Below are 13,077 nucleotides of genomic sequence, written 5' to 3'. Positions count from 1 at the left end.
CCTTTTGCGAACAGGCCGCCCTGCCCGAGGGCAGTTGGCGGCTCACATATGGCCAAATGGCACAGGAACAGCGGGGGCCCATGCCCCTCAGGGAGGAAAGATGAGTCATTCAAGCAACAACCAGCAGTGGCAGGCCCGCCGCGAAGCGGCCGTGGTCCAGGGGGTCGGCACCCTGCTGCCGGTCTTCATCGACCGGGCGCACAACGCCGAGCTGTGGGACGTGGAAGGCAACCGCTACATCGATTTTGCCTCCGGCATCGCCGTGCTCAACACCGGCCACAACCACCCCAAGGTGGTGGCGGCGGTGCGCGAGCAGCTCGAGAAGTTCAGCCACACCTGCTTCCAGGTCACCCCCTACCCCGGCTATATCGAGCTGGCGGAAAAATTGAATGCCCTGGTGCCCGGCCCCACCCCCAAGCGCACCCTCTTCCTCTCCACCGGCGCCGAAGCGGTGGAGAACGCCATCAAGATCGCCCGCGCCCACACCGGTCGCAGCGGCACCATAGCCTTCAAGGGGGGCTTCCACGGCCGCACCATGATGGGCATGGCCCTCACCGGCAAGGTGGTGCCCTACAAGACCGGCTTCGGCCCCTTCCCGGGGGAGGTCTATCACCTCCCCTTCCCCGCCGACTACCTGGGAGTGAGTGAAGACGATGCCCTGGCCGCGCTGGATCTCTGCTTCAGCGCCGACATCGAACCCACCCGGGTGGCCGCCATCATCATCGAGCCGGTGCAGGGGGAAGGGGGCTTCTACCCCGCCTCCGCCAGCTTCCTGCAGGCCTTGCGCAAGATCTGCGATCAGCACGGCATCCTGCTCATCTGCGACGAGATCCAGACCGGTTTCTGTCGCACCGGCAAGACCTTCGCCACCGAATACAGCGGTGTCGAACCCGACATCATGACGCTCGCCAAGAGCCTGGCCGGCGGCTTCCCGCTCTCTGCCGTGGTGGGCAAAAGCGAGGTGATGAACGCCGCCAAGCCCGGTGGCCTGGGGGGAACCTATGCGGGCTCCCCCATCGCCTGCGCCGCCGCCCTGGCGGTGCTGGAGGTGATCGAGGAGGAGCGCCTGAACCAGAAGGCCCTGGCCCAGGGGGAGCAGATCAAGGCACGCCTGCACCAGCTGGCGACACGGTTTGACTGCATCGGCAACATCCGCGGCCCCGGCGCCATGGTGGCCATGGAGCTGGTGAAGGAGGGGGATGCCGCCAGACCGGACCCGGATCTCACCAAGCGGTTGGTGGCCGAGGCGGGCAAGCGGGGGCTGGTGCTGCTGGCCTGCGGCGTGCGTGGCAACGTGATCCGTTTCCTCGCCCCTCTGACCGCCCCGGCAGCCATCGTCGACGAGGGGCTGGACCTGCTGGAGCAGGCCCTGTCCGCCTCCCTGGCCTGATCCGGAAGACCGCGTTCGCCCACGTGCAAAAAAATGCGTTTTTGCTCCCTTGATATGCTTGTCAAGGGGGCATCACGAATGCACAATGCGCCGCCGTATTCAAGGACCGTCCGCTCATCGGAGCCCGGTTCTTTTTTTGCGCCAAACAAATCCATAACGAGGCCGGAACAGACCGGAAATGATAACGAGGTGGCACGCCATCTCACGACACCCGCTTCTTAGTGAGGAACTCCATGGGGCATATCATCGCTTTCCTGCCGGCCCGCGCCGGTCTGCGCCATCCGTCCGCATCCCGGACTGGCGCCCCCACCGTGCAGGATGACCTCACCGTCAGCCTGATCCCGTCAGCCAGCCTGCGGGGGATCGCCTGATGCACCCGCACCCCGCCGGTCTGAAAAAAAGCCTGAAACTCTGGCACGTGGTCATCATGGGGCTGGCCTATCTCACCCCCATGGCGGTGTTCGACACCTTCGGCATCGTCACCGAGATCACCGAAGGTCATGTGCCGACCGCCTACCTGCTCGCCCTCATCGGCATGCTGTTCACCGCCATGAGCTACGGCCACCTGGTGCGCAAGTTCCCCTCGGCAGGCTCCGCCTACACCTATGCCCAGAAGGTGTTCCACCCCTATGTGGGTTTCATGGTGGGCTGGGTCTCCCTGCTCGACTACATGTTCATGCCCATGATCAACATGCTGCTGGCCAAGATCTACATGGAGGCCCTCTTCCCCGGCGTGGCCCCCTGGACCTACATCCTGGCCCTGGCCGCCGTCATGACCTTCCTGAACCTGCGGGGCATCAAGCTGGTGGCGAACTTCAACAGCCTGACCGTCATCATGCAGTTCAGCATCATCGCCGTCTTCATCGGCCTCATCGCCTGGGGCGTGAGCCACGGCGAGGGGCTCGGCACGGTGGCGAGCAGCCGCCCCTTCTTCTCCGAGCAGATGCACATCAATCCCCTGCTGACCGGCGCCTCCATCCTCTGCCTGTCGTTCCTCGGGTTTGACGCCATCACCACCCTGTCGGAGGAGACCCCGAACGCGGATCGGGTGATCCCCCGGGCCATCGTGCTCACCGCCCTCATCGGCGGCGTGCTCTTCATCTCCGTCTCCTACTTCCTGCAGCTCTTCTTCCCGGACATCTCCCGCTTCCAGCAGCCGGATGCGGTGCTGCCGGAGATCGCCCTCTATGTGGGCGGCAAGCTGTTCCAGGCGGTGGTGCTGGTCTGCACCACGGTGGCGGTGCTCGCCTCGGGGCTCGCCTCCCACGCCGGGGTATCGCGCCTGCTCTACGTGATGGGCCGGGATCGCGCCCTGCCGAGCCGCGTCTTCGGCTACATCCACCCCACCTGGCAGACCCCGGCTCTCAACGTGCTGCTGGTGGGCATGCTGGCCCTCTCGGCGGTGGCCTTCGATCTGGAGATGGCGCTGGCGCTCATCAACTTCGGCGCCCTGGTGGCCTTCACCTTCGTCAACCTGGCGGTGATTGCCCACTTCTATCTCAGGCTGGGTCACAACAAGACCCTGAAGGATCACCTGCTGTTCCTCGCCCTGCCCCTGTGCGGCGCCGCCTGCATCGGGGTGCTCTGGCTCAACCTGGAGCCCGCCTCCTTCGAGCTGGGGCTGATCTGGGCCGCCCTCGGTGCCATCTACCTGCTGCTGCGCCTCACCGTGTTCCGGGTCCGCCTCGGCCGCCCCGAGCAGGACGCCTCCTGAGCGAAACCGGCGCCCCCAGGGCGCCGGTTTCACATGGCGGCAAAGCAGGGCGCCAGCTGATGACAAGGTTGTCATCGACTTTCCGGCAGCGGTAGTGAAGTGATCGCTCACGGGGGGAACAAATTCCCCGCTGGCGGCCTTTTTCGCTTGTCTCCTCCCCCCCCTGAGGGCACAATACGGCGCCCCTTGAGAGCCGATGTTTCAACAACATCGGTTCTTTGCTTTTCTGGGGCACACCACCATTCACCAAGAGGCCGGCCATGTGCCGGAATTGATACCCAGATTGCCAAGCAATCTCCCGACGTTGTGAGGAAAAACATGGGGCATTTCACTGCTTTCCTGCCGGTCCCCGCCGGCGTGCGCCACGCATCTGTGCCACAGATGGGCGCCCCCTGTGTCCAGCGACGCGTTCCCGCGTCCCTGATCCCGTCCCATCTCGCCCACGGGGCCTGTGCAGAGGAGAAAGCGTGATGGCCGGTGCCAAGCTGCTCAAGACCCTCACCCTGTTCCAGGTCGTGGTGATGGGTCTGGCTTACCTCACGCCCATGGCGGTATTCGATACCTTCGCCATCGTCGGTGACATCACGGATGGTCGCGTGGCCACCGCCTACCTGCTGGCGCTCGGCGGCATCCTGCTGACCGCGTTCAGCTACGGCCACCTGGTGCGCCGCTTCCCGTCCGCAGGCTCCGCCTACACCTATGCCCAGAAGGTGTTTCACCCCTATGTGGGCTTCATGGTGGGCTGGTCTTCCCTGCTGGACTACATGTTCATGCCGATGATCAACATCCTGCTGGCCAAGATCTACCTGACCGCCATGTTCCCCACCGTGGAGCCCTGGATCTTCATCTTCGGTCTGGTGACCGTGATGACCTTCCTGAACCTGCGCGGCATCAAGCTGGTGGCGAACCTCAACGGCTTCATCGTCTTCATCCAGATCGCCATCATCGTCACCTTCCTCGGCCTCATCGCCTGGGGCCTGAGTCACGGTGAAGGGGCCGGCACCCTGATGAGCAGCCGTCCGTTCCATGTGGAGTCTGCCAGCATGCTGCCGCTGTTCACCGGCGCCACCATCCTCTGCTTCTCGTTCCTGGGCTTCGACGGCCTGAGCTCCCTCTCCGAAGAGACCCCGAATGCCGGCAAGGTGATCCCCCGTGCCATCGTGCTGACGGCCCTCATCGGCGGCATCATCTTCGTCACCGTCTCCTACAGCCTGCAGCTCTTCTTCCCGGATCTGGCCCGCTTCAAGGAGCCGGACGCCGTGCTGCCGGAGATCGCCCTCTACGTGGGTGGCACCCTGTTCCAGAGCGTGGTGCTGGTGTGCACCACCGCGGCCGTGCTCGCCTCCGGCATGGCGGCCCACGCCGGCGTGTCGCGCATCCTCTACGTGATGGGTCGCGATCGCATGATCCCGGAGCGGGTGTTCGGCTATATCCACCCCACCTGGCGCACCCCGGCCATCAACGTGCTGCTGGTGGGGGCCCTGGCCCTCTCCGCGGTCTCCTTCGATCTGGACATGGCCCTGGCCCTGGTGAACTTCGGCGCCCTGGTGGCATTCACCTTCGTCAACCTCTCGGTGATCGGCCAGTTCTGGGTGCGCGAGAAGCGCAACAAGAGCCTCAAGGAGCACCTGCTGTTCCTGGTGCTGCCGCTGCTGGGGGCCGCCACCATCGGCGCCCTCTGGATCAACCTGGAGCAGAGCTCCCTGGAGCTTGGCCTCATCTGGGCGGGGATCGGGGTCACCTACCTCTTCCTGCGCCTCGCCGTGTTCCGCATCCCCTTCCGTCAGTACGAGGAAGCGGCCGACGGCCAGTAAGGCGGCACACACGCCCAAACAGAAGGGGAGCCCATGGCTCCCCTTCTTGCATTCAGACGTCCGGTGCGCGGACCCTCACCCCTGATTGAGCACGGCCGTGGCGGCCGCCTTGACCGGATCCCTGGTCACGGCGTTGACATCCTTGCGGGTCTGGTTGACCTTGTCCTGCGCCTGCTTCACACCGGCACTCTGCTTGTTCAGGGCCGCATTGGTGTGCTGCCTGGTCTCTTTCAGTCCCGCCGTCTTCTTGTCCAGCACGTCCGTGGTGTGTTTTTTCACCTCGGCATTGGCCTTCTCCTTCTGCTTGCGCACCAGCTTGTCGGCATCGCAGTTGCCCTTGACCCCCAGGGTGGCGTTCATCGCCTCGTTCCTGACCGCCTTGTCGAGGTTGCACTCGGACTTGAACACGCTGGCCTGCGCACCGGCAGACAGCAGACCCAGGGAGAGGCACAAAACCCATGCACGCATCATCACTTCCTCAGTTTCAAGACAGGAAAGTCCGGCAGCATATAACCCTGGGATCCCAGTGCAAGGGCGGGGGCCGGTGATGAGCCGGATGGCGTCATATCGGCGTTTGCTCCGACACCTTTTGTCTGCGACGCCCCCTGCCGCCCTGTCACCAAAGCATCATAAAAGTGTCACGTTGTCATATTTCTGTCATGGAGCCTTGTTGTAATGCGCCCGTCCATTTTCAACGCAGAACGACCCCAAGAGGCCATATGCACAGCACCGCATCTTCCGCACCCCAGCAGATCCGTCGTCCCGGCCCCCTGTTCAACTGGCTCGCGGTGATCACGCTGATCTACCTGATCCTGGTCGCCGTTGGCGCCGTCTCCCACGGCTTCAAGGGCTTCTCCGGCGGCGCCGAGGGCGCGGCCCAGATCTTCGCCTTTGCCAACAACCCCTTCGTCGCGCTGCTGCTCGGCATCCTGGCCACCGCCCTGGTGCAATCCTCCAGCACCGTCACCTCGGTGATCGTCGGCCTGGTGGCAGGGGGCCTGCCCATGGCCATGGCCATCCCCATGGTGATGGGGGCTAACCTCGGCACCACCATCACCAACACCATCGTCTCCCTGGGGCACATCCGGGACAGAGGCGAGTTTCGCCGCGCCTTCGCCGCCGCCACCGTGCACGACTTTTTCAACCTGCTGGCGGTCTTCATCTTCCTGCCCCTGGAGCTGATGTTCGGTCTGCTGCAAAAGAGTGCGGAAGGGATTGCCAGCCTGCTGCTGGGCTCCGCCGACATGTCCATGAAGGGGATGGATTTCATGAAGCCCCTCATCTCCCCATCCCTGGATCTCATCGACGGTGCCGTCGCCTTCCTGCCGGGCAAGGGGGGCGCCATCGCCACCATTCTCATCGGGATTCTGCTCATCCTGTTCTGCGTCACCGCCCTTGGCAAGGTGCTGCAACAGGTCATGGTGGGCCGTGCCAAGGAGCTGCTGCACAAGGCCCTGGGCCGTGGCCCGCTCACCGGCATCGCCTCCGGCACCCTGGTCACCGTGATGGTGCAGTCCTCCTCCACCACCACCAGCCTGATGATCCCCCTGGCGGGAGGCGGCGTGTTCAACACCCGTCAGCTCTACCCCTTCACCCTGGGGGCCAACATCGGCACCACCATCACCGCCCTGCTGGCCGCCACCGCCATCAGCGGTGCCGGTGCCCAGCTCGCCCTGACCATCGCCCTGGTCCACGTGCTGTTCAACCTCTTCGCCGTGGTGCTCATCTATGGCGTGCCCTTCCTGCGGGAATTGCCCATCAAGGCCGCCGAAGCCCTGGCCCGGGTCGGCAGCGAGAACAAGCTGCTGGCGCTGGGTTACGTGGCCGGGCTCTTCTTCGCCCTGCCCGCCCTGATGATGGTGGCCGTCAAGTAACCCCGCGGCGGGGGCACTCAGCTGCCCCCGCCCCCTTACCCGCCAGGTCACATCCCGGGGCGCCTCCCCTCGCCCTCTCCCCCTGGCTGGGATAAGATGCCCCCTCACTCGCACTCTGATTTCAAGGAACAGGAAAACCCGATGAAATTCATTCTGATAGCCCTTCTTATCGCCGGCGCCGCCTACTACTTCTACTCCAGCAGCAACAACCGGAAGCTGGCGGAAGAGAACGTGCGCAAGGGGGCCGAGTTCCTCGCCAGCAACCAGGAAAAACCCCTGGTGACCACCACCGCCTCCGGCCTGCAGTACGAAGTGCTGACCCCGGGCACCGGTACCGTTCACCCCACCGCCACCAGCAAGGTGAAGGTGCACTACGAGGGCAAGCTGCTGGACGGCACCGTGTTCGACAGCTCCGTCGCCCGTGGCGAACCCATCGAGTTCGGCCTCAACCAGGTGATCAAGGGTTGGACCGAAGGGGTGCAACTGATGGTGGAAGGGGAGAAGACCCGCTTCTACATCCCCGCCAACCTGGCCTATGGCGATCGCGCCGCCGGCAAGATCCCGCCGGGCTCAGTCCTCATCTTCGACGTGGAGCTGCTGGGCATTCAATAAACCCGCCCTGGGCCCGCGTTGATCTTGGAGGCGGCGCTGCGGGGCATCCCGTCAGAGGCCACGTCCGACGGACCCTGATCACAACGCCGGCGCACTGCGCCGGCGTTGTCGTTTCTGCCCCGGTCTCCCTCGCCCTGATGCCAGACTATCAACCAAAAGTGAAGAGTGCTTATCCTTAAAACCTGATTGTTAACCCATCAATAGGGGCAGATAATGACCACATCGTCAGCGGCATGTCGCCCTGGCCTCGGGTTGTCGGTGCGCCGCGCGCATCGGCACAACACATATGGAGTCTGTCATGTCTATCGCCCCTGTCTGGTTCATCTCCCACGGCGCCCCGGATCTGGCCCTGCGCGATCAGCCCGCGACCCGGTTCCTGAAGCAACTGCGCCTCGAGGGTGCCAGAGGGCTGGTGGTGATCTCGGCCCACTGGTTCAGCCGAAGCGAGCTGCAGATCAACGTCGAGCCCAGCCCGGCCCTGATGTACGACTTCTACGGCTTCCCCGAGCCCCTCTACCAGATCCGCTGGCCCGCGACGAGCCCGCAATGGTTGCAGGAAGCGGTGAGCGATCAGCTGCTGCTGGCCGGCCTGCCCGCCACCCCGGTGCGCCGCGAGCTGGATCACGGGGTCTGGTCCCCCCTCTCCCTGATGGATCCGGACAGTGAACTCCCCCTGGTGCAGATCGCCATCCCGGCCAGCTTCACCCCGGCCCAGCTCTGGCAACTGGGGGAGGCATTGCAGGGGCTGCGCGAGCAAGGGATCAGCATCCTCGCCTCCGGCGCCATCACCCACAACCTGCGTGCCCTCGGGCCGGACGGCTCGCCGGTTCCCCAGTGGGCCAGTCAGTTTGCTCGCTGGCTGGAGCAGACCATGGCAGAGGGAGACAGGGGGGCGCTGGAAGATTACCGGGCCCGGGCGCCGGGCGCGGTGGAATCCCATCCCCACGACGATCACCTGCGCCCCCTGTTTGTGGCGCTCGGCGCGGCGGGGGCCGACAGACCCCGAAAGCTGCACGACAGCTGGGATTACGGCAGCCTCTACATGGGGGCCTACCAGTTCGGTTGAGGGCGGGGCGGCCAGGCCGCCCTGCTTGCCGTGCTGCCGCCGACGCGCGTGGAGAAATAGCGGACTCGTTATAGCCATTTTCCGGTAGAATGGCCGCCATTGGATGAGGCTTGGCAGGGATGGCTGTCGCGTCGGGTGGCTAGATGAACCTATATCGAACACTGATCCTGCTCTGTCTGCTCTGCCTTCAACCTGTGCAGGCCCTGACCCTGCACAGCCGCTACGATCCCGCCCCGCTGCCTCCCCGCTGGTCGGAGGTGGAGCTCGGATGGCTGCGCCAGCAGTCCCAACTGCGGGTCGGCATCCTGCAAGAGGACTACCGCCCCTTCACCATGATCGCTCGCCAGCGCGTCGAGGGGCTCAGTGCCGACTACATCGACCTGCTGGCCCGGATGCTGGACAAACCCGTTGCCCTGAGCGCCTTCCCCGACAAGGCGCACCTGCTCCGGGCCCTGGCACGGGGGGAGATACACCTCGCCAGCCTCGGCAATCTCACCCTGGCGGACAGTGACACCCGGGCGATCCGCCTGAGCAACCCCTATTTCAGCAGCCCCCTCGTCTTCTCCGTGCCCAGACGTTATCGGGGGGCACTGCTCACACCGGGACAGCGGGTGGCCGCCGTCCGGGATCAGATAGACAGGGCGCGCTTTGGCCGCTACTACCCCACCCTCACCCTGGTGACCTATCCCTCCAACATGGAGGCGTTCGATGCGGTCTTCTTCGGCCGCGACGACATCCTGCTGGGGGATGCCCACGCCACCCACTACCTCAACAGCGAGCGCTTCGACAACCTTCGCCAGCGGGGCGAGGCCCCGCCCGAGCTGGCGCCTGCCGAGTTCCGCTTTGCCGTCCCGGCCACCGAGCCCGCCCTGCTCAGCCTGGTCAACCGGGGGCTGGCGGCCATCGACGACCGGGCGCGCAACACCCTCTTCACCCAGTGGAACGGGCCCATCCGCGACATGAGCGAGCGAAGCGCCGATCTCTATGATGCCGCCGAGCGGGCCTGGATGCGGCAAGCGCCCCCCATCAGGGTGTGGCTGATGGACAACCTCTACCCCTATGGCGCCCTGGATCATGACGGCCAGCTGGTCGGCATGACGGTGGACATGCTGGACAAGATCCGCACACGCACCGGCCTCACCTTCGAGTTCGTGCGGGCAGACTCCGAGCGTCAGCTGGCAAAAGCCATGCAGTCAGGCGCCATCGACCTCATCGGCGCCATCTCCCAGCAGGTGGCCGAACACTACGGGCTGCGCACCTCGGTGCCCTACGCCACCGACAACATCTATGTGATCCTCACCCGCCAGGAGGAACAAGGGATCGACACCATCCGGAGTCTGGCGGGCAAGACGGTGGCGATGACGCACCATGTGCCCCTCGCACAGAGACTGGAGGGTAGCCGCATCACCCAGGTGGAGAGTGCCGCAGAAGCGATGGAGGTGCTCGCCCAGGGACGGGTGGATGCCGCCATCGTGCCCCTCTATTTTGCCCGCCATGCGCTGGACAATGACCCCCAGAGCCCGCTGCGCATCGCCGGCCCCGCCGATGACGAGCCGATCCGGATGGGGTTTGCCAGCCTGCCCGGACAGGGGATGCTGATGGGGATCCTCGACAAGACCATCCTCGCCATCCACCCCAACGAGCTCGCCATGATGAGTTACGAGTGGCGCAACCGCAAACTGCCGGTTCCCGGCTTCATGGATCGCCACGCCCACATCGTCTACCTGGTGTTCGTGGGGCTCCTCACCCTGGCGCTGGTGCTGCTCTATCGCAACCGCATGTTCAAGCGGATGGCCAGCGCCGAGCAGGCTTCCCGCCAGCAACTGGAGGCCCATGTCAGGTTCATCCGGGCACTGGGGGAGAGCCTGCCCCACCCCATCGTCGTGCGGGACAAGAGCGGCAAGGTGCTGCTGTGCAACAGCAAATACCTGACCCAGCTCGGCGCCGAGCCAAAGGCCATCCTGGGTCAGCCCTTCGCCCAGGGGCTGTCAGGGGTGATCGATGCAGGCAGCATCGCCGTGCTGGAGCAGGACTTTGCCAGGGTATTGCAGGAGGGGCAGCCCATCTTTGCGGATCGCCTCTTCCATCACAGGGGAACCCAGAGCGACATCTATCACTGGATGGTGCCCTATTTCGACGGGGAGGGGGCCATCAGCGGGGTGATCGACGGCTGGATAGACATCACGGACCGCAAGCGGCTGGAAGAGGCGCTGCGCGAGGCCAAACAGCAGGCCGACAGCGCCAGCCGCGCCAAGAGCGACTTCCTCGCCACCATGAGCCACGAGATCCGCACCCCCATGAACGCCATCCTCGGCATGCTGGAGCTGGCCACCGAGGATCCCGCTCTCAGCCGTCACAGCGGCGAGCTGCTGCGCATCGCCGCCGACTCCGCCAACGGTCTGCTGGATCTGCTGGGGGACAGCCTGGATATCGCCTCCATAGAGGCGGGCCAGATGACCCTGACTCCCACCCCCTGCGATCTCGCGCCCCTGCTCTCGTCCGTCACCCGGGTCTTTGCGGGCATGGCCGAGCAGAAGGGGCTGATCTATGAGGTCAGGCTGCCCGACACCCCCATGCCAAGGGTGCTGATCGATCCCCTTCGCCTGCGCCAGATCCTCTCCAATCTCATCGGCAACGCCATCAAGTTCACCGAGCAGGGCCGGGTCGCCATTACCGCCACCCTGACCGGGGGCGAGCAGCCTCCTGTGCTGCACCTCACCATCACCGACACCGGAGCCGGCATTCCTGCGGACAAGCTGCCCCGGCTCTTCACCCCCTTCTATCGCGCCCACGGCCAGTTCCCCGGCAGCGGGCTGGGCCTCAACATCGCCCGCATCCTGTGCCAGATGATGGGGGGGGAGATAGCCGTTCACAGCCAGGTCGGCGAAGGCACCCGGCTCGAGATAAGGCTGCCCCTCACGCTCGCTCAGCAACCCCCCGCCCCGATCACGGCAATGCCGGCGCCCCAGCCCCACCAGGCTCAACCCCTCCCCCATCGGCTGCATATCCTGGTGGTCGATGACAATCACGCCAACCAGATCCTGCTGCGCCAGCAGCTCAAGCACCTGGGACACGACGTCAGTGTGCGCAGCAATGGCCTGGAGGCCCTGCGCGCCCTCGCCAGCCACCCCTTCGATCTGGTCATCACCGACTGCCAGATGCCGGTGATGGACGGCTTCGAGCTGACCCGCAGCCTGCGAGCCCTCGGCCATGGCCTGCCCGTCTGGGGCTTCACCGCCCATGCCCAGCCTCGCGAGCGGGAGCTTTGTCTCGCCGCCGGCATGAACGACTGCCTGTTCAAGCCCATCGGCCTCGCCCGTCTGCGCGCGGCGCTGGCCACCCTGGGGCCAGCGCCCTGAGTACCGCCAACCCTTCCTCCCGTCATGTCGCAAGGGCGCGGCTGAGAGTGCGACTGAGAGTGCGGCATAAAGGGTCGCCCACAGAAACAAGAAACAAGAAACAAGAAACAAGAGACAAGAGACAACGTGGACCAGCCATGGATACAAGGCCGGTGGCGGTTCGAGCCCCATAAAAAAACCGACACCAGGGTGTCGGTTTTTTTATATCGGGAGGTGCGCCCTGCCTGTCACGCCAGTTTGGCACCGGGTGAAGCGGGCGTCGCGGGGAGGATCAGTAGAAGATCCGCTCCCCTCGCTCGCTCATCTTGAGCCAGACCGGCTTGGTGCTGGTCTTGCTCCAGATGCGGTGCAGGTAACTGTAGAAACGGGCGCGATCCCGGCGAAACAGCATCACCGGGAAGGCGAGCAAACCCGCCACCAAGACGAAGATGCGGCGAAGGATTATCTGAGTCAGGGAGAAGGGATGAAACATGATGTAACGCCTCACTGGTAAGACCACTGAACAAAGATTACGCCAATCATTGTAGGATTACTACACCGACAGCGCCATTTTTTGATAAAAAATGGGGCTAAAAGCCTAAAAATGAAACCGGGTTACATTCTTTAACTAAAAAACAACAAAGGTGGCAAAACGCGGCCCCTGTTCCAGAGTTAACGAGGACTGGACCAGATCGGGGGAACACAGGATGAAACTTGCAGATGCGGCGCTGCTGGGGGCATTGGGCGTGCTCGCCTGGAGCCAGTGGCAGGAGTGGCGGCTCAATCGTGACGATGCCATCGACATCCCCTATCACGGGGTCCCCACCGCCAGCCTGTGGCAATGCGGTTTGCTGATAAAGGAGATGGCCGCGCTGGCAGAACAGGGGGGCGAAGAGAGGTCCGGATCCAGGGGCGAGGCATTGGCCGAGATGGATCTACATCTGCACAAAACGTGGCAACGGGAAGGTTGTTCACGGCTGACTGACATCCAATGAAGCATCATCCTGGGCCGCCAGGGCGGATGGACAACGTCAGTGATGTGGATAACAGGGAGAAGATGGAGGCACGTTCCGGAGTCGAACCGGACTAAACGGATTTGCAATCCGCTGCATAACCGCTTTGCTAACGCGCCATGCTGACAAGGCATTGCCTTGAGAGTGATGTCCATGGTTGGTGCCATGGAGTATTGGAGCGGGAAACGAGACTCGAACTCGCGACCCCGACCTTGGCAAGGTCGTGCTCTACCAACTGAGCTATTCCCGCATTATT

General features: G+C 64.3%; 11 protein-coding genes and 2 tRNA genes. 9 read left to right on the top strand and 4 right to left on the bottom strand.

The window, feature by feature from the left end:
• Positions 1-100: 100 nt before the first annotated feature.
• From gabT to I6L36_RS19210, 4 genes are all read left to right on the top strand, one after another.
• Positions 101-1,390, top strand: coding sequence for a 4-aminobutyrate--2-oxoglutarate transaminase (gene gabT / locus I6L36_RS19225; RefSeq protein ID WP_109112432.1), 1,290 nt, complete (start codon positions 101-103; stop codon positions 1,388-1,390).
• Positions 1,391-1,623: 233 nt separating this feature from the next.
• Positions 1,624-1,761 (top strand): hypothetical protein, encoded by a 138-nt coding sequence (locus I6L36_RS19220; RefSeq protein WP_164882979.1) that lies wholly within the window; start codon positions 1,624-1,626, stop codon positions 1,759-1,761.
• Positions 1,761-3,104 (top strand): APC family permease, encoded by a 1,344-nt coding sequence (locus tag I6L36_RS19215; protein WP_109112431.1) that lies wholly within the window; start codon positions 1,761-1,763, stop codon positions 3,102-3,104. The genes I6L36_RS19220 and I6L36_RS19215 overlap by 1 nt, the downstream gene beginning before the upstream one ends.
• Positions 3,105-3,574: 470 nt before the next feature.
• Positions 3,575-4,918, top strand: a complete 1,344-nt coding sequence (locus I6L36_RS19210) for an APC family permease (protein WP_039039328.1) — start codon at positions 3,575-3,577, stop codon at positions 4,916-4,918.
• 75 nt (positions 4,919-4,993) lie between these two features.
• On the opposite strand, the gene I6L36_RS19205 is transcribed toward I6L36_RS19210, so the two are convergent.
• A complete protein-coding gene (locus I6L36_RS19205; protein WP_029314009.1) occupies positions 4,994-5,386 on the bottom strand; it encodes a hypothetical protein in 393 nt (130 codons plus the stop codon).
• A 251-nt stretch (positions 5,387-5,637) separates the two neighbouring features.
• Between I6L36_RS19205 and I6L36_RS19200 the strand changes: the two genes are divergently transcribed.
• The 4 genes from I6L36_RS19200 to I6L36_RS19185 all read left to right on the top strand — a co-directional run bounded on the left by I6L36_RS19200 (position 5,638) and on the right by I6L36_RS19185 (position 11,829).
• Positions 5,638-6,792, top strand: coding sequence for a Na/Pi symporter (locus tag I6L36_RS19200; RefSeq protein WP_049636607.1), 1,155 nt, complete (start codon positions 5,638-5,640; stop codon positions 6,790-6,792).
• 141 nt (positions 6,793-6,933) lie between these two features.
• Positions 6,934-7,404, top strand: coding sequence for an FKBP-type peptidyl-prolyl cis-trans isomerase (locus I6L36_RS19195; protein ID WP_010673545.1), 471 nt, complete (start codon positions 6,934-6,936; stop codon positions 7,402-7,404).
• 298 nt (positions 7,405-7,702) lie between these two features.
• On the top strand, positions 7,703-8,470 hold the full coding sequence (locus I6L36_RS19190; RefSeq protein WP_109113164.1) for a class III extradiol ring-cleavage dioxygenase: 768 nt from the start codon (positions 7,703-7,705) through the stop codon (positions 8,468-8,470).
• A 143-nt stretch (positions 8,471-8,613) separates the two neighbouring features.
• Positions 8,614-11,829, top strand: a complete 3,216-nt coding sequence (locus tag I6L36_RS19185) for a transporter substrate-binding domain-containing protein (RefSeq protein WP_216986789.1) — start codon at positions 8,614-8,616, stop codon at positions 11,827-11,829.
• Positions 11,830-12,100: 271 nt separating this feature from the next.
• On the opposite strand, the gene I6L36_RS19180 is transcribed toward I6L36_RS19185, so the two are convergent.
• Positions 12,101-12,301, bottom strand: a complete 201-nt coding sequence (locus tag I6L36_RS19180) for a YbfA family protein (RefSeq protein ID WP_045523888.1) — start codon at positions 12,299-12,301, stop codon at positions 12,101-12,103.
• Positions 12,302-12,515: 214 nt separating this feature from the next.
• Between I6L36_RS19180 and I6L36_RS19175 the strand changes: the two genes are divergently transcribed.
• A complete protein-coding gene (locus tag I6L36_RS19175; protein ID WP_049636605.1) occupies positions 12,516-12,803 on the top strand; it encodes a hypothetical protein in 288 nt (95 codons plus the stop codon).
• Positions 12,804-12,866: 63 nt separating this feature from the next.
• Here the strand turns inward: I6L36_RS19175 and I6L36_RS19170 are convergent.
• Both I6L36_RS19170 and I6L36_RS19165 read right to left on the bottom strand, forming a co-directional pair.
• Positions 12,867-12,940: transfer RNA gene (locus tag I6L36_RS19170), tRNA-Cys, on the bottom strand.
• Positions 12,941-12,995: 55 nt separating this feature from the next.
• Positions 12,996-13,071: transfer RNA gene (locus tag I6L36_RS19165), tRNA-Gly, on the bottom strand.
• Positions 13,072-13,077: the final 6 nt, after the last annotated feature.

The sequence above is a fragment of the Aeromonas sp. FDAARGOS 1406 genome, assembly GCF_019048565.1.
Lineage (GTDB): Bacteria > Pseudomonadota > Gammaproteobacteria > Enterobacterales > Aeromonadaceae > Aeromonas > Aeromonas caviae.
The sequence above is the reverse complement of the archived record's forward strand: the minus strand, read 5'-3'. Positions and strand labels throughout refer to the sequence as shown.